Origin of the sequence: Rhizobium sp. P40RR-XXII (assembly GCF_012641405.1) — a bacterium.
Classification (GTDB): domain Bacteria; phylum Pseudomonadota; class Alphaproteobacteria; order Rhizobiales; family Rhizobiaceae; genus Rhizobium.
Map to the genome: position 1 here is coordinate 21,435 of NZ_JABAII010000015.1, position 24,869 is coordinate 46,303.

The window sequence follows — 24,869 nt, forward strand, 5'->3', positions numbered from 1 at the left end:
CCCGGAAGCTCCCCGGTTTCGATCAATCGATTGAAATCGGAACGCTCCGGGCCATATTTATTGTGCAGCGCAACATTTTGCCGCATTTGTCGATTTTCATTTGTGCCTCAATGAATTAAGTTCAACCGGAGGAGTTGGACGGAGACCATGACGAAGTGGGTTTATACATTCGGCGGCGGCAAGGCCGAGGGGGGCGCCGGCGATTTTGAACGGCTCGGTGGCAAGGGCGCCAATCTTGCTGAAATGTGCAATCTCGGCCTGCCGGTTCCGCCGGGGCTGACGATCGTCAGCGAAGTCTGTGCTTCCTACTACAAGAATGGCCGCAACATTCCCGATGAGCTGAAGCCGCAGGTCATGCAAGGCTTGCAGCGGATGGAGGCCATTGCCGGGCGCAGGTTCGGCGATACCGCGCGGCCACTGCTGGTTTCCGTGCGTTCGGGCGGCCGCGCATCGATGCCGGGCATGATGGATACCGTCCTCAATCTCGGCCTCAACGATGCCACGGTGCAGGCGCTCGGCCATGATGCGGGGGATGCCCGCTTTGCCTGGGACAGTTACCGCCGCTTCATCCAGATGTATGCCGATGTCGTCATGGGCCTCGACAACGAGATCTTCGAAGAGATTCTGGAGGATGAGAAGGCCCGCTTCGGTCACGAGTTCGACACCGACCTCACCGCTGTCGAATGGCAGCATGTGGTCTCGATCTACAAGACCGTCATCGAGGAAGAATTGGGCGAGGCCTTTCCCCAGGAGCCGGAGGTTCAGCTCTGGGGCGCCGTCGGCGCGGTCTTTGCCAGCTGGATGAACGCCCGCGCCGTCACTTATCGGCAATTGCACAATATCCCCGAGGCTTGGGGAACCGCCGTCAATATTCAGGCGATGGTGTTCGGCAATCTCGGCAATTCCTCCGCCACCGGCGTTGCCTTCACCCGCAATCCCTCGACCGGCGAGAAGGAGCTTTACGGCGAGTTCCTCGTCAATGCGCAAGGGGAGGATGTCGTTGCCGGCATCCGCACGCCGCAGAGCATCACGGAAATGGCCCGCATCGCCTCCGGCTATGACAAGCCATCGATGGAAAAGCTGATGCCCGAGGCCTTTGCCGAGTTTCGAAGCATCTGCGCGCAGTTGGAATCGCATTACCGCGAGGTCCAGGATCTGGAATTCACCATCGAGCGCGGCAAGCTCTGGATGCTGCAGACCCGTAACGCCAAGCGAACCACCAAGGCGGCGATGAAGATCGCCGTCGACATGGTGGACGAGGGGCTGATCACGGAAGACGAAGCGGTTTCCCGCATCGAGCCGACAACGCTGGACCAGCTGCTGCACCCGACGATCGATCCGCGCGTCCGCCGCGAGGTCATCGGCTCCGGCCTGCCCGCATCGCCGGGTGCGGCCACCGGCGAAATCGTCTTTACGGCCGAGGAGGCAATCATTGCCGAGGAGGAAGGCCGCAAGGCCATCCTCGTGCGCATCGAGACGAGCCCGGAAGATATTCACGGCATGCACGCCGCCGAGGCGATCCTCACCACCCGCGGCGGCATGACCAGCCATGCGGCCGTGGTCGCCCGCGGCATGGGCATTCCCTGCGTCGTTGGCGCCGGCACCATGCGTATCGACATGCGCAATGAGAAGCTGATCGGCGTCGGAATCACCTTGAAGAAGGGCGATATCATCACCATCGACGGCTCCACCGGCCAGGTCCTGAAAGGCGAAGTGCCGATGATTCAGCCGGAGCTTTCGGGCGATTTCGGCCGGATCATGGCCTGGGCCGACCGCTCGCGGCGCATGACGGTGCGCACAAATGCCGATACGCCGGCCGATGCGCGCGCGGCCCGTTCCTTCGGCGCCGAGGGCATCGGCCTATGCCGCACCGAGCACATGTTCTTCGAAGGCGATCGCATCCATGTGATGCGCGAGATGATCCTCGCCGAAGACGAAACGGGTCGCCGGGCTGCCCTTGCCAAGCTCATGCCGATGCAGCGCCTCGATTTCACCGGCCTGTTCACCATCATGCACGGCCTGCCGGTGACGATCCGCCTGCTCGATCCGCCACTGCACGAATTCCTGCCGAAAACGGACGAGGAGATCGCCGAGGTCGCCGGTATCATGGGCATGGAACCGGCCATGCTGCGCCAGCGCGTCGATGCGCTGCACGAGTTCAATCCCATGCTCGGCCATCGCGGCTGCCGGCTGGCGATTTCCTATCCGGAGATCGTCGAGATGCAGGCCCGCGCGATCTTCGAGGCGGCGGTCCTCGCCGCACGCGAGACTGGGGCTGCTGTCGTGCCCGAGATCATGGTGCCGCTCGTCGGCCTGCGTTCCGAGCTCGATTACGTCAAGGCTCGTATCGACGAGGTGGCGCGCGCCGTCATGACCGAAGCCAGGATGAAGATCGATTATCTTGTCGGCACGATGATCGAGCTGCCGCGCGCCGCCTTACGCGCCCATATCATCGCCGAGGCCGCCGAATTTTTCTCCTTCGGCACGAACGACCTGACGCAGACCACATTCGGCATGTCGCGCGACGATGCCGCCGCCTTCATCCCGACCTATCAGCGCAAGGGCATCATCGAGCATGATCCCTTCATATCGCTCGATTTCGATGGGGTCGGCGAGCTCATTCGCATCGCTTCGGAGCGTGGCCGCCGCACCCGCAACGACATGAAGCTCGGCATCTGCGGCGAGCATGGCGGCGATCCCGCCTCGATCCACTTCTGTGAGGATATCGGACTGGACTACGTATCCTGTTCGCCATTCCGCGTGCCGATCGCCCGGCTTGCGGCGGCGCAGGCGGCGATCAAGGGACGAGGCTGATTTTCTTGAGGTCAGCGGCGCCAATAGCCGCGATGATATCCCGGGCCGCCAACTACGATTGTCGGCCCCCAGAAAAAATCATCGTTGCTTTCCATGAAGGCTCTTTGATCGGCCCGTCGGCTAAGATCTTGATTCATCAGGCAGTTGGCGAAATTCTCCGACCCGCGCCTGAAGCCGTAGCCGCCGCATCTCGCCTCGTCGGCCGCGCGAATTTCCTCGGCCGTCTGGCAGGAGGAAAGCGCAAGCGTGATGGTGAGGAGGGAAAGGATGGAAGCGGCGATACGCATGACTTTGTGTCCTGAATGCTGATGTGCAGGCACGAATTATAGCGCCGCGCGGCATGGCGCGAAAGACGTATTGGACCGTAGGCGGATCGCCTATGCGGCTTCCTTCGGTTTTGCGGGCAATCGGCGCAGCAGATCGACGAAGGCATCGGCAAACTGCAAAAGATGCTCGGTTTCGTCGTCCGGTTGCAGCAGGCGGATTTCCACGCCGTCTTCGTCAAGCGCGGCAAAGAGAGTGCGCATCGTCCCATCGCCTTCGGGAATGCGGATGACCGCCAGCCTGCGGCAATCGGGTATCAACCCCGCAGCCGGAAGGTCGAACAGGAAGTCGCCGCGCACCGCCGAAGCGGCGTCGCGCACGGCCTCGCAGAAGCCTGGTTCTCCGCCGGAAAAACCTTCGAGCGAAAGCTCCAGTTCCAGAAGTTCCAGCGGCAGGATCGTATCGGCCGCATCGGCCCCGGCAATAGCCGCTGCCGGCACGGGCTTGGCGGCGGCGTCTTGAGAAACTATCGGTTCCATCTCATCAAGTCCTTTCACAGCCTCGATAAAACGCTGAAGAATGGCCTTTTTTTGGAATTTAAGCAAGCGCTCACGTTTTTGGTCTAGACGTTACTGGTTTCAGCCTTGACGAAACATTGCGCGTTGATGCCGTGACATTCGATTTATTTTCGCCGTTTCTTGATCTAAACATAAGTCGCTTTCCGGGATTCGGTGCATCCGGCTTCCGATCCGACGCGCCGACGAGCCCTTGATGACCATTCGCTTCGACCGTCCCGTTTCACATGCCGCCCGCGCCGCGCGTTTGATCGCTTCGTTTGCCCTGGTGCTTTGCGGCGTGACGCTGATCGGCTATCGCTTCGGGCCGCTGGAAACGCCTTATTTCGTGCTGTTGCTGCTGATTTCGGCTGCCTGTGCCGTGCTTTCGGTGCTGCTGGCGCTGGTCGGTCTTACGCAGCTCTGGCGGAATGCCGCCATCGGCGGCGTCTCCGCCGTCAAGGCGCTCATCTATGCCGCTTTGCCGCTTGCGATTTTCGGCTTCGGTGCCGAGCGCTACTGGAGCCGGCCGCCGATCTACGAGATTTCGACCGATCTCAACGAGCCGCCCGAATGGCTGGCAACGCCCGACGCCAGGCAGCTGTGGCTGCCGTCGCGCCATCTGGTAACGCAGCAGGAGCGCGAGGCGCAGTTCGATGCCTATCCCGCTTTGATCAGTCGCCGCTATGAGGGTGCTGCCGACCGCGTGCTGGAAGCGGTGCGCAAGGTCGCGCATGACCGTCACATCACCATCGTCAAGGCCGAGGGCGCCGATGTCACCGATCCGAACGGTAACGTGACGCCGAAGCGCCGCCCGCGCCCGCAGACCGTCAATCCGGGGCGGGATGACAATGCCATCGGCGACATGCCCGATATCGTCCCGGTGCCGACGCCGCGCCCCTTCCGCGATGGCGTGGCGGAACTCATCCGCCAGAATACTGATGTCATCCTGCAGGGCGAAACCCGCACCCGCATCCTCGGCCTGCCGTGCGACTTGGTGATCCGCATTCGTGAGGAGGCGGAAACGACGCTGGTCGATATCCGCGTCGCCTCCCGCTACGGCCAGAACGATCTCGGCGTCAGTGCCGACTTGGCGGATGCCTATCTGAAGGCACTGGACGCGGAATTGCTCGGCATCGCCGGAAGCTGAGACTTGCGACCCTTTATCCCCTTGAGGGTCCCGAGAGGAGAAATCGTGCCCATCATTCAAACTTCGAAAATCACCGACAACCAACAGCTCCCGGCTCAGGCGGGACGATAGGCCCCTGAAAGCGCCGGCGGCCCATCGGTTTCCACCTGGCCCTTCTCGACCAGATCTTCCAGATGCGCCAGCACCGAAAGCGCCGCCGCGCCGTGCAGGCGCGGGTCCGTATCGCGATACATCGCCTTCACCATATCAGGGATTAGCCGGTCGCCGGCCTTGATACGCTCCAGCACGGCGCGCTCGCGCATGCGGCGGTGGGTCCGCAATCCCCGCATGAAGGAGGCGGGCTCCTTCACCGGGCCGCCATGGCCGGGCAAAAACAACCTGTCCTCACGAGCAAGAAGCCGCTCCAGCGAGGCCATGTAATCCGCCATCGAACCGTCGGGCGGCGCGACGATCGAGGTTGCCCAGGCCATGACATGATCGGCCGAGAAGACGATGCCCGTGCCGTCAAGCGCGAAGCAGGCGTGATTTGCCGTATGACCCGGTGTCAGCAGCGCCGTCAGCTGCCAGCCGTCTCCTGAGACGCTTTCGCCATCGGCAAGCACGATATCCGGACGGAACTCCATGTCGGAGCTTTCGGCGAAGGGATTGACCTCGCCGTGATAGAGCGGCCGCGCGGCGCGATGCGGCCCTTCGCCGACGGTCAGCGCTCCCGTCTCCTCCTTCAGTCGCTTGGCAAGCGGCGAGTGATCGCGATGGGTGTGGCTGACGAAGATATGCGTGACCTCGCGTCCCTTCAATGCGGCCAGCAGGGCGGCGAAATGCGCCTCATTTTCCGGACCGGGATCGATGACCGCGACCGACGAGCCGCCGACGATATAGCTGTTTGTGCCGTGAAAGGTGAAGGCACTGGGATTGTTGACCGTCATCCGCTCGATGCCGGGTGCCGCCGGCACGGCGCGGCCGTAGGCGGGTTCGAAGGCAAGGTCGAAGTCGGGCGTGCTCATGATTGCTTGTATTCGATTTCGATGAATGACATCGGCTCTGTGCCGGCATTGACCACATTGTGCTCGACACCCGCCTCGCGCCGGTAGGCGGCACCCTTGGGGATATCGACCTGCCGGCTGCCACCAGGCTCCTCCAGCAGAAACCGGCAATCCGTCATCGGCACCACGACATAGCCGAGGCCGTGGACATGATGCCCGGTATCGGCGCCAGGCTCGAAATCCCAGCGCGTGATGCGGCAGACGGCGTCATCAAGAAGCACGGTAGGCACGGCCGGCGGGCGGGCGCGAAACTGGCTCATCGGACCTCCTCATTCGCAATGCAGCGCAGCAAGACCTATCATAGCCGTCCGGAAAGCACACAGAAATATGCGTTCGCGCATCACTTAGTCATTGTAGCGGGATGCGACCTTTGCTAATCAGACGCCGATTTGGCTGGCATGACAGCCATTTCCTCTGTTGGGGCGTCGCCAAGCGGTAAGGCACCGGTTTTTGGTACCGGCATTCCCAGGTTCGAATCCTGGCGCCCCAGCCATCTGCTTTCCAATATTCCAAATCATGCGAACTTCATGATTTGCGGGCTCCAACAATAGTCTTTGCAACGTCAAAGACATTGTCTGAAGAAATTCCCGTCGCGAGCGCCGCTATCTCCACCACTTAAATATTGTTTGACCTTTTTCCTCCACTCTCGTCGCCATCATCTCGATACAGGCGATCATGAACCACGCTCTCCACGAATTGCTGCTTTCCATCGTTGCCCCCTGCCACAATGAGGAGGAGGGGCTTGGCGAGTTTTGCCGGCGGGCGGTGGCGACGGCGCGGGGGATTGCCGGCGAGGCCTTCGAGATCATTTTGGTGGATGACGGGTCGACCGACGGCACCTGGGAGGCGATCGCCTCGCTTGCTAAGGAGACGCCGCAGGTGCTTGGCGTGCGGCTGATGCGCAATCACGGTCATCAGCTCGCCGCAACCGCCGGCCTTGCCGCCGCGCGTGGCGAGCGGGTGTTGCTGATCGATGCCGATCTGCAGGATCCGCCGGAACTGTTGCTGATGATGATGCCGATCATGGATCGCGGCGCGGATGTCGTTTACGGCCAGCGTGCGCGCCGGCAGGGGGAGAGCTGGTTCAAGCTTGCCTCGGCCTCGCTCTTCTATCGGCTGCTGTCGCGGCTCGCCTCGGTGGCGATCCCGCGTAATGTCGGCGATTTCAGACTGATGCGGCGGCGCGTCGTCGATATCCTGCTGGCGATGCCGGAGCGGGATCGTTTCATCCGCGGCATGGTGAGCTGGATCGGCGGCAAGCAGGTGGCGCTGCCCTATGAGCGCGACGCGCGTTTTGCCGGCACGACCAAATATCCGCTGCGCAAGATGATCAATTTCGCGCTCGATGCCATCACCAGCTTTTCGACCGTGCCCCTGCGCATCAGCACCTGGCTCGGCCTCGTCAGCGCCGGCTGCGCGGCCTTGCTGTTGCTCTATACCCTCATCCGCTGGTTTGCGGGCGAAACGATCGTCGGCTGGTCCAGCATCATGGCGGCTATTACCGCCTTCAGCGCCATCCAGCTCATCTGCATCGGCATCATCGGCGAATATGTCGGCCGTCTGGTGCAGGAAAACAAGCGGCGGCCGATGTTCATGATCGAAAGCCTGCTGCAGGGCGGCCGATCGCTCGATATCCCCAGCGATTTTTCCGATCTGGACGCGGTTGGCAAACGGCGCGCGCTGGACCGCGCCCTGAACGCCTCCGGTGACGCCGCCGATAGCGCGGAGCAGGTGAGGGCGATCCGCTGATGCGGCAACGATCAGCCAGCGCACCATTGGCCCAAGGCGCGGCCGCTTCCCCGAGCGTGCACGAAACAGTCGACGCGGATGCCGCCATTGTCAGGCAGAAGCCGGGTCTGGCGATTGCCGCCTTTCTGATCCTGGTCGCGCTTTTCGTCGCTGTCTTCAAATTCCCGCCGATCCTCGATTATCCCAATCACTATGCCCGTATGTGGCTGCTGGCCGGCGGCATCAATACGCCCCCGTTCCACGAGATCTATGCGCTCGATTGGAACAGGACATTCACCAATGTCGGCATCGATCTCGCCGCCTATTGGCTGGGGCCGATGATCGGCGTTTCGCTATTGGCACGCATCTTCCTCTTCATGGCGATCGTGCTGCCGCCGCTCGGCGCGATCACGCTGCACCGGCGCCTGCATGGCGGCGGCTATTACTGGCAGATCGGCATATTGTACTTCGCCTGGTGCGCGACGCTGATCGGCGGTTTCATCAATTTCCAGATCGGGCTCGGCATGGCGCTGCTCTTCGCAGGCGCCGATCATGCCCTGCAATCGCGCAAGCCGGCCGTGCTGTTCGTTTGGCGCCTATTCGCCGGCCTGCTGCTGACAGTCATGCATATCTTTTCGCTGGGCTTCTACATGGCGCTCGTCTGCGGGCTGGAATTCTCGCCGACGATGGCGGCCTTGAGATCGCCTGGGGCTTTCCTGCGCCTATGCGGCAGGCTTCTGATCGCGATGCTGGCCTGCGCCCTGCCGGCGATTTGCCTGTTCTTCTATCAGCCTGTCCTGCCCGATGGCGGCGGCGGTCTGGATGCCTCCTGGAATGATTCCGTCGTTCTGATCCTGGCGAACCTCATGTCGGCGTTGTGGAGCTATGCGCTGCTGGCCGACATGCTGCTCATGATCCCGCCGATCCTTATCTGCACCTATGCGGTGCGCACGCGCCGTCTGACCATCCATGCCGGCATGGCGATCGCGGCCGCCGGCCTGCTGCTTCTGTCCTGCATTGCGCCGCGCCACATGCTCGGCACCGGCTGGATCAGCTGGCGCTTCCCGATCATGACGGCGCTTGCGGCCATGGTGATGATTTGCCCCTTGCCGCGCCTGCCGCGTCGCCAGGCATTGATCGTCATGCTCGTGCTTTCGGCCGCCGTGCTGGGACGAACGGCCTGGATCGGCTTCAACTGGCGGCAGGGGGACGCCGATGCCGCTGCCGTTCGCACCGTGCTTGCGTCAGTGCCCGAGGGCGCGGCCATCCTGCCGATCATGCGGCAGCCGAACGAGCACGGCGTTGCGGATCATCGCTATTTCGCCTGGAACCAGGATACGTTCCGGCATCTGCCGACGCTTGCCGTCCCTTACGCCCATGCCTTCGTGCCCACGCTCTTCACCGCCAGGGGCAAGCAGCCATTGACGATATTGCCGCCCTGGAGCGGCATCGCCGTGCCGGAAGGCAATCTTTTCTCGATAAGCCTGCTGGATTGCCCCGACGAGATCAGGGCCGTCAGCGGCATTGCGTCCTATCTCAGCGATTGGCGGCGGCACTTCGATTTCATTCTACTCGTCAATGCGGATGCCGAGGATCGCTTCGGCGGTGACGTGCCGCAAGGCGTGAGGCTTGCCGCTGAAACGCCCTTTGCCAAGCTCTATGCCGTCGACAAGGGCTTCATGCCGGCTGCCGATGCGCCACGGCCAAAAAGCTGCGCCGAGCTTGCCGCGGCAAACTGATGAAACCCGCAAACGCAAACGGGCGGCCCTCGCAGGCCGCCCGCTGGCATTGTCCCGTGATGAAGCTCCGGCCTCAGCTTGCCTTTTCCGGCGGAGCCAGAAGTTCGGCGCAATAGGACGAGCCGCTGACACCCGGCTGGTCGCCGAGAATTTTGACCGAACGGATCTCGTAGCTCTGATTGGTGACGATATCGGCCTTGCAGCTGAGAGAGCGCTTGCCGCTCTTCTTGCCGTCCTTGGTGACGATGGTCACGTTCTTGTAGCCGCCGCGCCAAGTGTAGACGCGGTTGCCGCTTTCGTCGCGGTCGGAGATCGGCGGGCCATAGGCCGCGAAGAAGCGGCCTGCGGATTGACCCTGCCAGCGATCCTGAACGGGGTTCTTCGCAAGCAGCGGCAGGGCTGCTGTCGTTGTCGTCGTCGTGGTGCTGCAGCCGGCCAGTGCCAGCAACAGTCCAGCCGCGGTGATCATGCGGATATTCATCGTGTCGTCCTTGAGCTTCTGTCACGCATTCGGTCGCGGAAAGGCCGCTGTCCCACGGCATTTTCCATCTGTCCCGCCTAGGGCTTTAGCGCCAAAGCCGGCAAAAGAAAATTCCCATCCGCGTGTAGAAGCGGGATTTTACCTCTTCTGTTGCGACTTTTGCACGCCGGCATTTTCGGTACCGGTTTCCTGCCGATTTTCTAGGCAGACGCGGCTGTAATTTTTTCGTCAAAAATCAAAAGGTTTTTCGAGATTGGTGCTTGTGCATCAAAAATGGCTGGTCTATAGAAGCGCCGCTGGTCACGGAGTGTAGCGCAGTCTGGTAGCGCACCACGTTCGGGACGTGGGGGTCGAGTGTTCGAATCACTCCACTCCGACCAGCGAAAAGGCCCGCTAACGCGGGCTTTTTTCGTATTTGGGCTTCGTGCTGATTTCTTCACGGCAATGAATACGGCAGCACTAATGATCGGTGGGGCCGCCGGTACCTCGTCGTGCCTACCCAGAGATTTGAGCCACCGGGGCTATCTGTCCTTTCGGACGACAATCGCTTCCATATAGGTGCTCCTTCCACGCGGAGTTAGCGATAGGAACTCGTGATATGTGCCTTTCGTCGACTGCCCCACATTAGCACTAATCAAATTTAAGGCTATGAATTGAGCTTTAATAGTCGCCAAGTCCATATCGTTGATATCGAAGGGATTGTACTCGCATTTTGCCTCCTGCATCGCTAGTTTTACCGCATTCGAAATAACTCCATCAACCTTTGCCGTGGTAAGATCTGCGGCAAGAGGCAAAAAAATCGCGCGCCACTTCATCTTCATGGTGCGATCTGTGTAATTGTATTTTATCGAGTTCTGACTTGCTGGTCGGCGAGTGCGATATCGAAAAGTAAATTCATCCTCAAGACCAGCTAGATTCTCATATTTTGGCGCAGATAATCCTTTAAGCATAGTAAGTTCAGCGCGAAGCGTGGCATTATCCTGCAAAGCCCTGTTTGCTTGTTCCAAAACCTGTTCGTTGGCTGCGGTGTCGCCTCTTATCCAACCAACTTGCGGCATTTGATTAAAGGCATGCATCAGTGCCTTAAGGACCAGTGATTCCAAACTCTGTCGCGAGGTCCATGTCTTAACGAGGCGACCGGTCACTACCTTTTGACGGAACGCTTGAAGTGCCGCGAACACTCCGGGCTCAATGTCGCTCTTCCCGACAGCAATTTGGGACGGATCTTCATGGACAAATGCGAGTACAACTTTACCTGTCTGGATAGCGTAGTCGTATTCTCTTTCTGTGAAACTCACTCCTTCGGCGTCCATAGAGCCATATCTGCCGCCAATGATCAGCAGATAGTAATCGCATTCATCGATAACTTTTTTGATATAGCCCAATTGCTCGATATCCGCCGCTGGAAAGAGTTCCATGCCGGCTGGGATATGATTGAGGTCAAGAATGTTTCGGATTGCGTCTTGGCGCTCGTCTACAAGATCGCGAAAAGTCGACGATACAAAAACCTGATATTTCTTTGCTGCCATGCATAGTGATCCTTCAACCGGTTATGGAAGAAAGATAGCAACTTTAACTTTAAGGTGCTTGCCGCTACTTGGAAAATCCACCGCAGATTTTTATAATTCGCCGTCATCGCTGAGTAATCAGGCTTCGGCCGACCAGTCAACTTCTTTCCGCTCGATTGTTTTTCTGTGAGCTGCAGCCATCAGGCGAGTATTTTTAGTTACAACACCACCAGGAATCGGCCACTATAAAGCGGGTTGCCATCGGCACTTTTGTTCGGCGATCTTCAGATCGTTACTCGGCACGGGCGCGGGGCCGCATTTCTGCGGAACTGGAGCGGTGGGCTTATTCCTGCTGTGAAGCAAAAGAGGGCATCAACGTGGTAAACAAGTTGAGGTCAAAATTGGTGAGGGTGCGGGCATATGTCCGCCGAAGATTCAATCGCCAGGAGCATGTACGTGCTCATTGGCGGTCGCATCCGGATCAGCTCTCATTTAATTTTTAGGCTAGGCGCGTGCACCTAGTCGTCGATGGCAACTCAAATTGGCAATTCGGCCAACATTTTGAGGGATTCGCGTGAATGCCATATTTGAGATCTTCGGCGATCCGTCGCGCGGAATACATCAGCCAGGCCGCGACGCTGCAGATTTGGTTTGTCGAAAGCGGCGGTCCATACGATTACTATAACGTACCGGAAAGCGTCTATCTCGGGCTCATCAGTGCGGCTTCCCCAGGCACCTATTACAATAACTATATTCGGGATCGTTACAGGTCGAATCGTTAATGTAGTTTCATACGAAAATGAGCTTCAGGTTGCACATATGGCATGCGTTCGTTGCCGGCTTTGCTGGTGGTCTTTTCGCGTTTGCTGTTGGCCGAGAAGTTTGGTGGGCTTTTGCGCGAAGACCAGCCGGCATTGTGATCAGTGAAGCCTTGAGCGCAATTGGGTTGCTTCGCTGGATCGATACCACTCTAATCACCGGTATCGCAGCTGTTATTGCTGCATTTGTAAGCGTGCGCGCTGTACATCAGCAAATCGCATCTGAACGAAAAATGGAAGAGGACCGGATAGTGGCGCAACACGCGGCAAGTCGAGCCGTGTTGCCTTTGGTTCTCAGTAGAATTTGCAGGTATGCCAAGGGTACTGGTACGACACTCAACATCGCCCTGAAGCGATGCCAAGGCGAGGCACTACCTAGAAGCGTTAAGCTTAGCGAGATTCCAGATCCTCCCAATACTGCGATCGATTCCCTGAAAGAGTTTATTCAATTCTCAAACACTGCTGATCGCAGGTTTGTCGCAGATTTGTTATCCGACATTCAGGTCCATAGTGCTCGTCTTGAGGGAATGATTCTGGAAAGAGAGCAAGGACGGCCGGTCCTGGCGCTCAACCTAGAGGAATATATTTTCGACGCAGCGGAAATATACGGTCGTGCCTCGGCTTTGTTCGACTACGCTCGCGGCGAAAACAACTCTATGCCCAGCACACTCTATGCAGAGGATATTTTCCCTGCGCTAAGTGCTTTCGAGATATGGGACTCTTCGCGAGAGGTGTTGATTGGTCGCATTGCGAGGCGTCATCAAGCTGATCCTGCGCGGCGCGATAATCACTAATGCGAGTACTTGCGGTAGACTTGACTTGGAGCCTGGATGCAGCCCTCCGTCGCATTACGGCTAACATCGGACCTGCTTTTGCAAAACCGCTCTTTTTGTCGCCCGAAGCACCATATACAAGGAAAAGGGACGCGCATCCGACTCAGGCGAGAGTTCGGCTGTCGGTGCTGAAGCGGAGTGACGGAATGGATCTTGTTGACGGGGCGGCCCGAGCGGCCGGGGAGAAGTTTGCAGGCAGGCAAAGGCGTCGTGCCGCGCGGTCGGGCGCCATGGGGCGGAGAATGGGGATAGCCACAGGTCTTGGCGTATTGGCGCTGAGCGCGGTGTTCTTCCTCGGCTCCAGCGCCACTGCGCTACGTGCCGCCGATTGCGGCAATGTCGCGGCACCCGGTCTCGACTGGAGCGGCTGCAGCAAGACCAACATCATGCTGCCGAGCAGCGATCTGCAGGGCGCCAATCTCGCCGGCGCCCATTTCGACAGCACCGATTTGAGCGACGCCAACTTGACCTCCGCCAACTTCGAGAAAGCGACGCTGGTGCGCGCCTGGCTGAAGAACGCCAAGGCCGACGGCGCGAATTTTGCCAAGATCGAAGCCTATCGCTCCGATTTCACCAAAGCCTCCGCCAATGGCGCTTCCTTTGCCAATGCCGAATTGCAGCGGGCCGAATTTGCCGGCGCGCAGCTCAACAATGCCGATTTTCAGAAGGCGGAGCTTGGGCGAGCCGATTTCGATAAAGCCCTGCTGTCGGGTGCGAATTTCTCCTTCGCCAATCTATCCCGGGCAACGCTGAACGGCGCGGTGATGGACGGGGCAACCTCCTTCAGCGGAGCCTTCATGTATCTCACCCGCATCGAAGGCCTCGATCTGTCGAAGGCAAGCGGCCTCCAGCAGGCGCAGATCAATCTGGCTTGCGGGGACAATACGACCATATTGCCGTCCTGGCTGAAGGCGCCGTCCAACTGGCCTTGCCCGCCGGATGAAAAGGACTGACATCTCTCCAACCGGCATCTTCGAAAGGCCAAGCCCATGTTCGTGGAAAAAGCGATCCGAAACGACAGCAAGCCCGAATTCTATCGCGAGCTTGCCGATCAGCTGAGGGGCTTGCTTGATGGCGAGCAGGATTCGATCGCCAATGCCGCGAACACCTCCGCGCTGATCTTCCAGATGCTGCCTGACCTCAACTGGGCGGGATTTTATTTCCTGCGGCAGCCAAACGAACTTGTGCTCGGGCCATTCCAGGGCAAGCCGGCTTGCGTGCGCATCGCCGTCGGCCGCGGCGTCTGCGGGACGGCGGTCGAGAAGGCCCAGTCGGTTCTCGTCGAGGATGTACACGCCTTTCCCGGACACATCGCCTGCGATGCGGCTTCGCGATCGGAGCTGGTCGTGCCGCTCTTCCGCGATGGAAAGGTTTTCGGCGTCATCGATCTCGACAGCCCGCTTCCAAGCCGTTTCGACGGCGATGACCAGGCCGGCATCGAGGCGCTTGCCGCGATTTATGCCGCCTCATGCAAGGCGGATGGTTGAAGAGGAAGGGGCGGGGCGTCACGCAGTCGTGATCGATATGGCAAACCGGTCTCGTGATGCCTATATTGGCCCTGCAAACACTCCCTTAGCGCTGATCGAGCTTCATTCGGCCCTCTCGCGTCCTCACAAGGACCCGGCCCAGCTCGGAATGCGTGCCGAGGGGCATGGAGAACAACAATGGGCAAATACAGCAAGACGGCAGAGGCCATAGCCAAGCTTACCCCCGAACAATATCGCGTGACGCAGCAAAGCGGCACGGAACGTCCCGGCTCCGGCGAACATCTCTACAACAAGCAGTCGGGCATCTATGTCGATATCGTTTCCGGCGAGCCGCTTTTTGCCTCTGCGGATAAGTTCGATTCCGGCTGCGGCTGGCCGAGCTTCACCAAGCCGATCGAACCCGCCAATGTCAGCGAACTCACAGACATGTCGCATGGCATGATCCGCGTCGAAGTGCGCTCGGCAAACGGCGACAGCCATCTGGGCCATGTTTTCCCGGACGGGCCGATTGATCGTGGCGGCCTGCGCTACTGCATCAATTCGGCTTCCCTCCGCTTCGTTCCGCGTGACCGGATGGAAGCCGAGGGCTATGGTGCCTATATCGATCAAGTGGAGGATGTAAGATGACAACGGAACGTGCAGTTCTCGCCGGCGGTTGCTTCTGGGGCATGCAGGATCTCATCCGCCGCTATGACGGCGTCATCTCGACGCGTGTCGGCTATAGCGGCGGCGATGTCAGCAACGCCACCTATCGCAACCACGGCACCCATGCCGAGGCGATCGAGATCATTTTCGATCCGCGGAAGATCAGCTATCGCGATCTGCTGGAATTCTTCTTCCAGATCCACGATCCGAGCACACGCAACCGCCAGGGCAACGATGTCGGCCTGAGCTACCGCTCGGCGATCTTCTACACCAGCGAAGAGCAGAAGCAGGTCGCGCTCGATACGATCGCCGATGTCGACGCTTCCGGCCTGTGGCCTGGCAAGGTCGTCACCGAAGTCGCACCGGTCGGCGATTTCTGGGAAGCCGAGCCGGAGCATCAGGATTATCTGGAGCGCTATCCGAACGGCTATACGTGCCACTTCGTCCGGCCTGGCTGGAAGCTGCCGCGCCGGCAAGCCGACGCGGCGCAGCGCGCGGCTTCCTGATGGAAGGATCGGCTGGCATTAGCCGGCTGAGCCCCTTCCTCGGCACATGGGAGGTGAAGCGGCGGATCATCGATCGCTTCAACCGCTCCCTGATAACCTTCGAGGGACAGGCGTTCGTCACGCCTGTCCAGTTCGAGGAGCATGGCGATATGCGAAGCGAGCAAGCGACGCTGAGAAGCAGCCGAACCTATCGGCTCGATGACGTGGATGACGATCTCGTCGTGCGTTTTCCCAATCTGTCGGAATTCATCCGCATCGGTGAGGGCGCGTCGCAACGCGTCACCCACCATTGCGGCCCCGATCTTTATCGAGGCCGTCTCTTCTTTCGGACATCCGATGCCTGGGCAGAAATGTGGCATGTGCACGGACCCAGAAAAAGCTATCTGAGCCTCGCGCACTACCGACGTATTTGACCCGAAGCGGTCTCCCGAATGGGAGGCAGCGTTAACGCGCCCGGCGCCGTGCCTGAACGGACTTTGCCAGATCCTCCAGCGTGCGGACCGAGGTCGGCCAGTCGATGCAGCCGTCGGTGATGCTCTGGCCATAGACCAGCGGCTTGCCCGGCACGAGGTCCTGGCGGCCGGCGACGAGATTGCTCTCCATCATCATGCCTTTGATCCGCCGGTCGCCCGCCGCGACCTGTTCCGCGACGGAAGTCACGACGAGCGGCTGGTTTTCCGGATTCTTGCTGCTGTTGGCGTGGCTTGCGTCGATGATGATCCGTGGATCGAGCCCGGCCTTGAGGGACTGTTCCGCAGTCGACTGGACGCTAGCGGCATCGTAGTTGGGCTCTCTGCCGCCGCGCAGGATGATGTGGCAATCCTCGTTGCCGCGCGTCGAAGCGATCGCTGCGAGACCTTCCTTGGTCACGGCCGGGAAGTGATGCGGCTGCGACGCCGCGACGATCGCGTCGAGCGCGATGCGCACGTCGCCATTCGTGCCGTTCTTGAAGCCGACGGGGCAGGAGAGGCCAGACGCCAGCTGCCGGTGCACCTGGCTTTCGGTCGTCCTTGCACCGATCGCACCCCAGCTCACCAGGTCCGAAATATATTGCGGCGTGATGGTATCGAGATATTCGCAGCCTGCCGGCAGGCCGATCTCGTTGACGTCGAACAGCAATTTGCGCGCGATACGCAGGCCTTCCTCGATGCGGTAACTGCCGTCGAGTTGCGGATCGTTGATCAGGCCCTTCCATCCCACGGTGGTGCGCGGCTTTTCGAAATAGACCCGCATGATGATTTCGAGATCGTCGGCGAAGCGGTCCCGCTGTTCCTTGAGCAGTGCCGCATATTCGTGAGCTGCTGCCGGATCGTGGATGGAGCAGGGGCCGATGACGACGATCAATCGGTCGTCCTCGTCGCGAAGGATATTGTGGACGGCATTGCGCGCCTGCGTGACGGTGGCCGTCGCTGCCTCGTCGCGGGGGATCTCGTCTATGATCCGAGACGGCGGCGTCAGCGCCGTGATCTCGACAATGCGCAAGTCATCAGTGGAATTCAACACGGTATCGGTTCCTTTAAGGGTCATACCGTGGCGACAAAAAAAGCCGCCAGGTAGACTAGCGGCTGTTCGGGTCTTTGCTGTCGTGTCTTTTCTAACTACGCACAGGCCCGCCTCCGCTGAGAGCAGCGGTACGAATAAAATCGCGAGGCATATGCGTGAGCGAACGACATGCGTTGTCTCTACGACAAAAAATACCGGATGTCGATGCGTTGATGACAAGGAAATTCAGGCAATTGGCGGCAGCGCGGTTACTCGCTCGACAATCGATGCGCCTGCGCGCCGGCTGACTTTGCGGCCAGCATAACCGCGCAATTTCGGCGGCCGAAGTACGCCATGGCACCCGCAAAATGATTCGACCCCTTCTCGGGAAGACCGGCCCGACTTCGCTGGAAGTCGGGCCGGTCCCCATCCGATCAGGGGTCAAGTCAGATCAGATCTCAGTAAAGAGGTCTTAGAAGCTACGCTGGAAGCGGAGGATACCGGCCCACTGGTCCTGATTGATGGAGTCCCAGTTGGTGTAGGATACTTCCGGCTGAACCAGGAGGTTCTTGACCGGGTTCCAGCGGACGTTTGCAGTCGCTGCGAAGATCTTGGAGTCGGTGTAGGCAACCTGAGCGTTAGCCTGCAGCTTCTCGTTGATCGGAACGGTGAAGCCGCCCCAGACAGCCCAGTCGCCCCAGCCGATACCCTTGGCAGCGCCGGCGCCGTTGGCGTTCGCATACTTGTTCAGCTTGTCGCCATCGGTGTTCCAGCCACCCATCAAGAAGGCCTTGAAGACGCCGAAGTCGGCATCGACGCGAGCCTTGACAGCGCCTTCTTCGACGATGGAGTCATAACCGCCGACGATCTTGAAGCCGAAGTTGCCAGCCTTGTAGCCAACACCTGCGACAGCGTCCGGAGCATAGTGGTTGGAGCTGTCTTCGCCGTTGACGCCCGTAGCGCCCGAACCGGAGTTGCTGTCTTCAACCGAGACCACAGCCGTGAAGCCGTTGCCGGCATCATAGTTGTAGGTCAACTGGTTGAGTTCGTACGGACCGTCATTGACCACGTCGTCGTTGATGACGTTGCCGGCGTAACCGATGTACGAGTTGTACTGCGAGTCAGCCTTACCGACGAGGAAGCCACCGAGGCTGATGTTGGCGAACAGCAGCTTCGTGGTGGTCGAGCCGCCATCCTGCCAGTCGAAGCGGTAGACCGTGTTGGTCTTCAGCGGGCCGTATTCGGTGTCGGTCGCGGTGTCGACGCTCAGCTGAGCGCGTGTGTGCCAAACCGTGCCATTCTTGCTGGTCGGGTTGTAGGCATCGTACCACTTACCTTCGGTACGGACCATGCCGCCGATCTTGAGGCAGGTTTCCGTGCCCGGGATGAAGAAGTAGCCAGCGCCATATGCGTCGCAGATGCGGACGTATTCCAGCGGTTCCGGCTCGGCAGCAACGATAGCGTCGGCTGCATGAGCGCCGGAAACTACTGCCAGGGCAGCAGCGGAGCCGAGAAGAAGGCTCTTGATGTTCATAAAAACTCCAATCCAATATAGATTGGGCATAGGCTATCGCGCCGAAAAATCGACGTGCCTTGCCCTATCCCTGTTTAAAAACCCCGACTCGGGAGAAACGGGCCCCACCCGCTTCTGCTCCCTATTAGAGACGAACACCGAGAAAGTTATGTGATATATTTTTTTCAGAACGTCTTTTCCGTGATTTAAAAATTTCAGTTGCAGGAAAGTCACATTTGCAAATACAGATAGTAAGTCACGCATAATATTGGCTGCATAATAGTCATTCAGAGGTAGGAAATAACCGTCATCTCGATTTCAATCTTCTTGCAGATACTGTGAGATGAGGTCAGGCGGCCGCGGCTGGCGGCCATTTTGCGTTTCGGCCGCAACGGTCATACTCGACCGGCGGCAGAAAGCGCTCCGTCAAAAGAACTGCTGGTTGTTTCAGTAGGATGCAGGCCGCTTCGAGGCGGAAGCGATCAGCTTGCTGAGGGCGGAGCCGATCATGATGCCCCAGAGCCCGCTGGTCATCCCGATGATGATATCGAACGTCGAGCCATAGTTGCCGTTCGCCACGAAATGCGACACGGAAAGCGCAAGCACGCTGCCGATCATCAGAAGGCAGGTGAAGGAGGGGGATTGCGGGTAGGCGAGGCGGGCAAGCATGCCCGCTATGCAGAGAGCGCCGGCACGAAAGATATCGAACGGATTGCCTAATGTGGCTTGCCAATTGAAATGCGCAAGCGTTACGCCGATGAGCGCCGCTAGGTAGGTCCAGGCAATAGTTTTCAAAAACCGGTCTGATATCATGGGGATATCATATAGCAGCAGCGCATATGAACGCCAGTCTCGCACCGTTCCGTGGATTGTCCAAGCGCCGATTCGCCGCGCACGTTTTATGTGGCGGCGAAACATTCTGTTGCGCCGCGCCAAGGTTTTTGGCCCTTATCGGCCTTTGATTTGCCGTCTTGCTATGCCGCGATCGCTGGCAGGACCGCCGGGATCGAGGCCCTGGCCGGCCGCTGACGTTGCCTAAGCTTTCGATGTGCGAAGCGTCTCTTCGTCCTCCTGCAATTGATCCGCGTCTTCAACGGTGACGGTCGATGGCGCCCGGCCGAGGAAGGAAAAGACGACGATTGCGGTGACGACGGTGATGGCCGTCAGGAACCACAGCAGCGTGTTGAAGGCATGGCCATAGTCCTGAATGAGGGCTTCATACCCGATCGCCGGCACATTCGAGGCCGCCGCGGCCAGATTGCCGGTGACGAGCTGTTGCGCCGTGGTCGAAGCACGCTCTGCCGCCGATATCCCGAGCTTCGACTGGATAAGGGCGGAGAGAACGGCACTGACGACCGCAAGCGCAACGCCTTCGCCGGCGACGCGGGTGGTGCTGAAGATGCCGGTCGCCATGCCGGCGCGCTCCTTGGGAACGACGCTGACGGCAAGCCCATCCATAAGGCCCCAGGGCAGGCTGATGCCGACGCCGATCGTCAGCAGTGGACCGATGAGCGCGGAAGGAGCCGAACCCGCCGTGACATGGCTGAGCCAGAACAGGCCCGCAGCGGAGATGACAAGGCCGGCGCCGCAGATCGTTGCGGGACTGAACCAGCGGGTCAGTAGGCCGGCGACGATCGGCAGGATGAGCAGCGGGGCCGACAGCGCAATCATCATCCGCCCGGCGGCGATCTCGCTCATGCCCTCGATACCGACGAAGCGAATCGGCAAAAGGATCAGCAGCACGACGAAGGCATAAGCGGGTGCCGCCGCCAGCAGTTGTACGCCGACGAAGCGCGGATAGCGAAACAGGCTGAGATCCAGCATGGGCCGCTTCACGATGCGCTCGATGATGCCGAAGGCAAGGAAGAACGATGCGGCGCCGACCAGCAAGGCGACGACGAGCGGATCGCTCCAGCCGGTTTCCGGCGCGCGCAAGACGCCGTAGGTGAACAGCGTCAGGGCAAGGGTGAAGCTCAATGCACCGGGCCAATCCAGCCCCGCCGCATCTGGATCTTTTGACTCGCGCAGGAAATAGGCGCCGAGGCCGAGGGCGAGCAGCGCCAATGCAACCACAAGAACGAAGATCGACGGCCAGCCGAAGGCATCGATCATCAGGCCGGAGGCGATCGGCCCGAAGGCGAGCCCGACGCCGAAGCTGGAGCCGACGATGCTGAAGGCTCGCATGCGCGCTGCGCCGTCGAATTCCTGCGCGAGCGAGGCCATGCCGCCGGAAAAGGCGGCGGCCGCCCCAAGGCCCTGCAACGCCCGCAATATATCGAACCAGACGATATCGCCGGCCAATGCCAGTCCGGCCGAGAACAGTGCGAAGCATCCGACGCCGGAAAGAAAGATGAGGCGTCGCCCGAAGCTGTCCGCCAGCGCGCCTGATGCCATCAGGCAGCTGCCGAAGGTCAGCATGAAGGCGTTGGTGACCCAGTTGAGGGCGAGCGGGCTGCCGCCGAGTGTCCGGCTGATGGCCGGCAAGGCCACCGCCGGGCCGGTGAATGTGAGCGGCATTGCCGCCGCGGCGCAGCAGACGGCGACGAGAACGAAGAATTTCTCGGTCGCGCTTGCGGCCTTTGTCTGAGGTGAGGTCATCGGATTACCGTTGGGTTTGAGCAAGGAAAGACCGCGGGCAATGCTGGGAGATGCTGCCGAAAAGGCGGCGGCCCACGGGCTTGAAATGACCTGGACAGGATAGTTTTGCTGCAATTGGATGATAATGGCGCTAGCGCTCCATATATACCGGAATAAAACTCTCGAATGGAGATCGCCTATGGATCGCTTGAGTGGATTGACGGCTTTCGTTCGCACGGCGGATCTCGGCAGCTTCGCGGCGGCCGCGCGTGTCCTCGGCCTTTCCGCGTCGGCTGTCGGCAAGGCGGTGAGCAATCTGGAACGCCAGCTTGGCGTTCGCCTGCTGCAGCGCTCCACGCGCAGCATCCGGCTGACCGAAGAGGGGCGTCTTTTCCATGAGCGTTGCCGGCGCGTGCTCGATGATCTCGACGACGCGCAGGCCTCGCTCGCCCAAGCGGTAGCCGTGCCGCGCGGACGGCTGCGCGTCAGCGTGCCGATCGTCAGCTATCATTTCCTGCTGCCTGTCGTGCCGGAATTCGTCTCCCGCTACCCCGACGTCGAACTCGACATCGATTTCAACGACCGCATCGTCGACATGATCGAAGAGGGGGTCGATGTCGCGATCCGCAGCGGCGACCTGCCGGATTCGCGCTTGATATCACGTACGTTACGGCCATTTCAGATGCTGCTCTGCGCCGCGCCCGCCTATCTCGAACGCTTCGGCATTCCCGATTGCCCGCGCGCGCTCAACGAGCATCTGGCTGTCAGGTTTCGCTTTCCCAACAGCGGCAAGCTGCAGGATTGGCCGCTGACCATGCCGGAAGGCGAACCGGAACTGCGGATGCGAACGGCTTTTGCCTGCAACAATATGGAGGCGGTGCGCGGCGCGACGGTCGCCGGCCTCGGCATCGGCTGCATGCCCGATTTCCTTGTGCGCAGCATGCTCGCGGAAGGAAAGCTCAGAACCGTACTCGACGATTTCATCGACGAGCCCGGCCATTTCCATCTCCTCTGGCCGTCGAGCCGTCATTTGTCGCCCAAGGTCCGGGTACTGGTCGATTTTCTGAGCGAAAGGCTTTTCGCAAAAAGCTGTGAGGCTTTACCGGTGACGGCTGCTGTTTGAGAAAGAGGTTTGACGGCCGGTTCGTAACCTCCATGCCGGGGCCACGAGGATATTTTCCCGAATCGTCTCCGAAACGGTTGTCGCGCGAATTCGATTTTGCGACGGTGGAAACTTCATATTTAACTTGCCGCGCCGATCGGGGATCGGCGGCAGCCAAGATTTGGAAATCACGATGAGCCGTTTCTGGAGTCCCATTGTTCATTCCTTGACCCCCTATGTCGCCGGCGAGCAGCCGACGACAGGCGGCATGATCAAGCTGAACACCAATGAAAGCCCCTACGGCCCTTCGCCGCTCGCTCTGGAGGCGATTTCGAAGGCGGCGTCCGACACGCTTCGGCTCTATCCGGATTCGACGGCGCGGGAGTTGCGCACCGTGATCGCCGAGAGCTTCGGAATCGACAAGGACGAGGTCTTCGTCGGCAACGGATCGGACGAGGTTCTGGCTCACACATTCCAGGCGCTCCTCAACCATGAAGAGCCCCTGCTTTTCCCTGATATCAGCTACAGCTTCTATCCGACCTATTGCCGGCTCTATGGGATTGCGTTCCAGCAGGTTCCGGTCGATGCGGAGATGCGGATACGCCTTGACGATTATCGCCAGCCTTGCGGCGCGATCATCCTGCCCAATCCCAATGCTCCCACAGGGATCGGCCTGCCTTTGTCTGGTATCGAAGCCCTTCTCCGGGAGCATCCCGATCAGGTTGTGGTCATCGATGAAGCCTATGTCGATTTCGGTGGCGAGAGCGCCGTTCCGCTTGTCCGGACCTATCCGAACCTGCTGGTAGTCCAGACGTTGTCGAAGTCCCGTGGGCTGGCTGGCTTGCGCGTCGGCTTTGCTGTCGGGCAGAGACCGCTGATCGAGGCCTTGGAAAGGGTGAAGGACAGCTTCAATTCCTATCCTCTCGACCGCCTTGCCTTGGTGGGCGCCGTCGCGGCCTGGAAAGATCGGGACTGGTTCGAGCATCATCGCGCCTTGATCATTGCCACCCGCGAGCGTCTTTCCCTGGCGCTCAAGGAACTCGGCTTCTATGTCCTTCCGTCATCCAGCAATTTTCTGTTCGCCCGGCATCCAAGCCGGCCGGGCGCTGATCTGGCGGCTGAGCTGCGGAGCAGGGGGATTTTGATCAGGCGGTTTTCCGCGGAGCGCATCAGCGACTTCCTGCGCATCAGCATCGGCACGGATGAGGAGTGCGACCGCCTGCTGGCAGCGCTCGCCGAGATATTGCGGTGACCTTACGCCTCGGCGTGGACCCTCCGAGGCAAGCCGTCAACGGATAGGACGGCTTCAGTCGAACCGAACAGCCGTCGTGTTGGCGCCGCAGAGCAGCACGGCCACACGCTCGTCCGGCGCCGGGACATATTTGCGCGCGAGCAACGCAGCAAAGGCCGTCGCTCCGCCTGGTTCGGCGACGATCCGCAGTCGGTCCCACAAAGTCTGCTGCGCCTGACGGATTTCGTCGTCGGACACCAGCACGGGGCGCTGCGCATAGGCGCGGGCGATGGGGAACATCAGCTCGCCGACGCGCTTCGGCGCCAGGGAATCAGCGGCAATGCCGCCTGCGGGAGCGTCGACCGGGTACCCCGCCTCGAAGGCCTGCCAGAGTGTCGGTGCGCCTTCCGGCTCGACGGCGACGACGCGCACACGCCCCTGGAACCAGGCGGCGATCCCGCCGATCAATCCACCGCCGCCGACGGCGACAAGCAGCGTATCGGTATTAGGAATATCCGCCTCGATCTCGACCCCGATCGTCCCTTGCCCAAGCAAGGTCTCAGGCTGGTCGTAGGCATGGATCGCCATGGCGCCGCTCTCCCCCACCCATTGCTCGCTGGCGGCAAGGGCGTCGGCATAACGTTCCCCACCGATGACGAGGTTCGCGCCATAGCCGCGGATGCGCTCGGCCTTGGCGGGCGAGGTCACGCTCGGCACGAAGATCGTCGCGGGGATGCCAAGCCGCATCGCGGCATAGGCGACTGCCGCGCCATGATTGCCGCCGGATGCCGCGACGACCCCCGCCGCCGGCACCTTCCTGCCGAGCAGACTGGAAAAGGCGCCACGCGCCTTGAACGAGCCGGAATGCTGCAAAAACTCGAGCTTGAAATCCAGCGGCCCCGCAGCAAGGCCGAAATCCGCGAGGTCCGCATGCAGAACCGGCGTGTGGCGGATATGCGGGCGGATCCGCTTTTCGGTTTCTGCGATGCGCTCGGGGGTGATCCTGTCGGAAAGCATGGGGTATCTCGCGGCCAAAGTTGACAATGACTTTGTTACTTAGCAAAATGACGAAATGCAAGAGCTCGATCTCATCAAGGCCTTGGCCAACGAACGCCGCATCAGCATTCTCAAATGGCTGAAGGATCCGCGTGCCCATTTTGCGCCGCAGGTCGACGGCGATCTGGTGGAGGACGGCGTGTGCGCGCTTCTGATTGCCGAAAAGCTTGAGATTTCGCAGGCGACCTTGAGCGAGCACATGCGCATTCTGGTGCAAGCCGGTTTCGTGCGGCCGAAGCGCATCAAGCAGTGGATCTTCTACAAGCGTGACGAAGCTCGCATGGCAACTCTGGCAGCCGTCGTCGCAAGCCTCTGAGCAATTCCAGGAAAAGTGCGCA

Annotated in this window: 25 protein-coding genes and 2 tRNA genes; 16 read left to right on the forward strand and 11 right to left on the reverse strand. The window is 60.2% G+C overall.

Annotated elements, in window-relative coordinates:
* The first annotated feature begins 147 nt into the window (after positions 1-147).
* The gene (ppdK, locus tag HGP16_RS24245; protein ID WP_168842546.1) at positions 148-2,814 is read left to right on the forward strand and encodes a pyruvate, phosphate dikinase; all 2,667 of its coding nucleotides are present in this window, start codon (positions 148-150) and stop codon (positions 2,812-2,814) included.
* An 11-nt stretch (positions 2,815-2,825) separates the two neighbouring features.
* On the opposite strand, the gene HGP16_RS24250 is transcribed toward ppdK, so the two are convergent.
* Both HGP16_RS24250 and HGP16_RS24255 read right to left on the reverse strand, forming a co-directional pair.
* Positions 2,826-3,101 carry a hypothetical protein gene (locus tag HGP16_RS24250; RefSeq protein WP_168842547.1) on the reverse strand — a complete coding sequence of 92 codons (276 nt, stop codon included), beginning with the start codon at positions 3,099-3,101 and terminating at the stop codon, positions 2,826-2,828.
* A 90-nt stretch (positions 3,102-3,191) separates the two neighbouring features.
* On the reverse strand, positions 3,192-3,608 hold the full coding sequence (locus HGP16_RS24255; RefSeq protein WP_168842681.1) for a hypothetical protein: 417 nt from the start codon (positions 3,606-3,608) through the stop codon (positions 3,192-3,194).
* 241 nt (positions 3,609-3,849) lie between these two features.
* On the opposite strand from HGP16_RS24255, the gene HGP16_RS24260 reads away from it, so the two are divergent.
* A complete protein-coding gene (locus tag HGP16_RS24260) occupies positions 3,850-4,782 on the forward strand; it encodes a DUF1499 domain-containing protein (RefSeq protein ID WP_168842548.1) in 933 nt (310 codons plus the stop codon).
* Positions 4,783-4,877: 95 nt separating this feature from the next.
* On the opposite strand, the gene HGP16_RS24265 is transcribed toward HGP16_RS24260, so the two are convergent.
* A complete protein-coding gene (locus HGP16_RS24265) occupies positions 4,878-5,786 on the reverse strand; it encodes an MBL fold metallo-hydrolase (RefSeq protein ID WP_168842549.1) in 909 nt (302 codons plus the stop codon).
* Positions 5,783-6,085 carry a cupin domain-containing protein gene (locus HGP16_RS24270; RefSeq protein WP_168842550.1) on the reverse strand — a complete coding sequence of 101 codons (303 nt, stop codon included), beginning with the start codon at positions 6,083-6,085 and terminating at the stop codon, positions 5,783-5,785. The genes HGP16_RS24265 and HGP16_RS24270 overlap by 4 nt, the downstream gene beginning before the upstream one ends.
* Positions 6,086-6,243: 158 nt before the next feature.
* On the opposite strand from HGP16_RS24270, the gene HGP16_RS24275 reads away from it, so the two are divergent.
* The 3 genes from HGP16_RS24275 (at position 6,244) to HGP16_RS24285 (ending at position 9,292) form a co-directional block, all read left to right on the forward strand.
* Positions 6,244-6,318 (forward strand) — tRNA-Gln (locus tag HGP16_RS24275).
* 182 nt (positions 6,319-6,500) lie between these two features.
* The gene (locus HGP16_RS24280; protein ID WP_168842551.1) at positions 6,501-7,574 is read left to right on the forward strand and encodes a glycosyltransferase; all 1,074 of its coding nucleotides are present in this window, start codon (positions 6,501-6,503) and stop codon (positions 7,572-7,574) included.
* A complete protein-coding gene (locus tag HGP16_RS24285; protein ID WP_168842552.1) occupies positions 7,574-9,292 on the forward strand; it encodes a hypothetical protein in 1,719 nt (572 codons plus the stop codon). The genes HGP16_RS24280 and HGP16_RS24285 overlap by 1 nt, the downstream gene beginning before the upstream one ends.
* A gap of 73 nt (positions 9,293-9,365) precedes the next feature.
* On the opposite strand, the gene HGP16_RS24290 is transcribed toward HGP16_RS24285, so the two are convergent.
* Positions 9,366-9,773 (reverse strand): hypothetical protein, encoded by a 408-nt coding sequence (locus tag HGP16_RS24290; RefSeq protein WP_168842553.1) that lies wholly within the window; start codon positions 9,771-9,773, stop codon positions 9,366-9,368.
* Positions 9,774-10,076: 303 nt separating this feature from the next.
* Here HGP16_RS24290 and HGP16_RS24295 point away from each other — a divergent pair.
* Positions 10,077-10,153: transfer RNA gene (locus tag HGP16_RS24295), tRNA-Pro, on the forward strand.
* Positions 10,154-10,294: 141 nt separating this feature from the next.
* On the opposite strand, the gene HGP16_RS24300 is transcribed toward HGP16_RS24295, so the two are convergent.
* Positions 10,295-11,302: a DUF4062 domain-containing protein gene (locus HGP16_RS24300; RefSeq protein WP_168842554.1), complete on the reverse strand. Its 1,008-nt coding sequence runs from the start codon at positions 11,300-11,302 to the stop codon at positions 10,295-10,297.
* A gap of 557 nt (positions 11,303-11,859) precedes the next feature.
* Between HGP16_RS24300 and HGP16_RS24305 the strand changes: the two genes are divergently transcribed.
* The 7 genes from HGP16_RS24305 (at position 11,860) to HGP16_RS24335 (ending at position 15,983) form a co-directional block, all read left to right on the forward strand.
* A complete protein-coding gene (locus HGP16_RS24305; RefSeq protein WP_168842555.1) occupies positions 11,860-12,063 on the forward strand; it encodes a KTSC domain-containing protein in 204 nt (67 codons plus the stop codon).
* Between the two features lie 17 nt (positions 12,064-12,080).
* Positions 12,081-12,893: a hypothetical protein gene (locus HGP16_RS24310; protein ID WP_168842556.1), complete on the forward strand. Its 813-nt coding sequence runs from the start codon at positions 12,081-12,083 to the stop codon at positions 12,891-12,893.
* 281 nt (positions 12,894-13,174) lie between these two features.
* Positions 13,175-13,885 (forward strand): pentapeptide repeat-containing protein, encoded by a 711-nt coding sequence (locus HGP16_RS24315; protein WP_168842557.1) that lies wholly within the window; start codon positions 13,175-13,177, stop codon positions 13,883-13,885.
* Between the two features lie 36 nt (positions 13,886-13,921).
* The gene (locus tag HGP16_RS24320; protein ID WP_168842558.1) at positions 13,922-14,419 is read left to right on the forward strand and encodes a GAF domain-containing protein; all 498 of its coding nucleotides are present in this window, start codon (positions 13,922-13,924) and stop codon (positions 14,417-14,419) included.
* 177 nt (positions 14,420-14,596) lie between these two features.
* Positions 14,597-15,046 (forward strand): peptide-methionine (R)-S-oxide reductase MsrB, encoded by a 450-nt coding sequence (msrB, locus tag HGP16_RS24325; protein WP_168842559.1) that lies wholly within the window; start codon positions 14,597-14,599, stop codon positions 15,044-15,046.
* Positions 15,043-15,570: a peptide-methionine (S)-S-oxide reductase MsrA gene (gene msrA, locus HGP16_RS24330; protein ID WP_168842560.1), complete on the forward strand. Its 528-nt coding sequence runs from the start codon at positions 15,043-15,045 to the stop codon at positions 15,568-15,570. The genes msrB and msrA overlap by 4 nt, the downstream gene beginning before the upstream one ends.
* Entirely contained in the window at positions 15,570-15,983 is a 414-nt protein-coding gene (locus tag HGP16_RS24335; RefSeq protein WP_168842561.1) for a DUF6314 family protein, read from the forward strand. Before msrA ends, HGP16_RS24335 begins: the two co-directional genes overlap by 1 nt.
* 31 nt (positions 15,984-16,014) lie before the next feature.
* Here HGP16_RS24335 and HGP16_RS24340 read toward each other — a convergent pair whose 3' ends face one another.
* The 4 genes from HGP16_RS24340 to HGP16_RS24355 form a co-directional block, all read right to left on the reverse strand.
* Positions 16,015-17,097, reverse strand: a complete 1,083-nt coding sequence (locus HGP16_RS24340; RefSeq protein ID WP_168842562.1) for a 3-deoxy-7-phosphoheptulonate synthase — start codon at positions 17,095-17,097, stop codon at positions 16,015-16,017.
* Positions 17,098-17,524: 427 nt separating this feature from the next.
* On the reverse strand, positions 17,525-18,586 hold the full coding sequence (locus tag HGP16_RS24345; protein WP_168842563.1) for a porin: 1,062 nt from the start codon (positions 18,584-18,586) through the stop codon (positions 17,525-17,527).
* A gap of 426 nt (positions 18,587-19,012) precedes the next feature.
* The gene (locus tag HGP16_RS24350) at positions 19,013-19,378 is read right to left on the reverse strand and encodes a hypothetical protein (RefSeq protein WP_246703502.1); all 366 of its coding nucleotides are present in this window, start codon (positions 19,376-19,378) and stop codon (positions 19,013-19,015) included.
* Positions 19,379-19,600: 222 nt separating this feature from the next.
* Entirely contained in the window at positions 19,601-21,163 is a 1,563-nt protein-coding gene (locus tag HGP16_RS24355; RefSeq protein WP_168842564.1) for an MFS transporter, read from the reverse strand.
* Between the two features lie 178 nt (positions 21,164-21,341).
* Between HGP16_RS24355 and HGP16_RS24360 the strand changes: the two genes are divergently transcribed.
* Positions 21,342-22,265, forward strand: a complete 924-nt coding sequence (locus HGP16_RS24360; protein WP_168842565.1) for a LysR family transcriptional regulator — start codon at positions 21,342-21,344, stop codon at positions 22,263-22,265.
* A gap of 172 nt (positions 22,266-22,437) precedes the next feature.
* A complete protein-coding gene (hisC, locus tag HGP16_RS24365) occupies positions 22,438-23,496 on the forward strand; it encodes a histidinol-phosphate transaminase (RefSeq protein ID WP_168842566.1) in 1,059 nt (352 codons plus the stop codon).
* Between the two features lie 54 nt (positions 23,497-23,550).
* On the opposite strand, the gene HGP16_RS24370 is transcribed toward hisC, so the two are convergent.
* Positions 23,551-24,492: a threonine/serine dehydratase gene (locus HGP16_RS24370; RefSeq protein ID WP_168842567.1), complete on the reverse strand. Its 942-nt coding sequence runs from the start codon at positions 24,490-24,492 to the stop codon at positions 23,551-23,553.
* Positions 24,493-24,547: 55 nt separating this feature from the next.
* Here HGP16_RS24370 and HGP16_RS24375 point away from each other — a divergent pair, with 55 nt between their 5' ends.
* A complete protein-coding gene (locus HGP16_RS24375; protein ID WP_168842568.1) occupies positions 24,548-24,847 on the forward strand; it encodes an ArsR/SmtB family transcription factor in 300 nt (99 codons plus the stop codon).
* Positions 24,848-24,869: the final 22 nt, after the last annotated feature.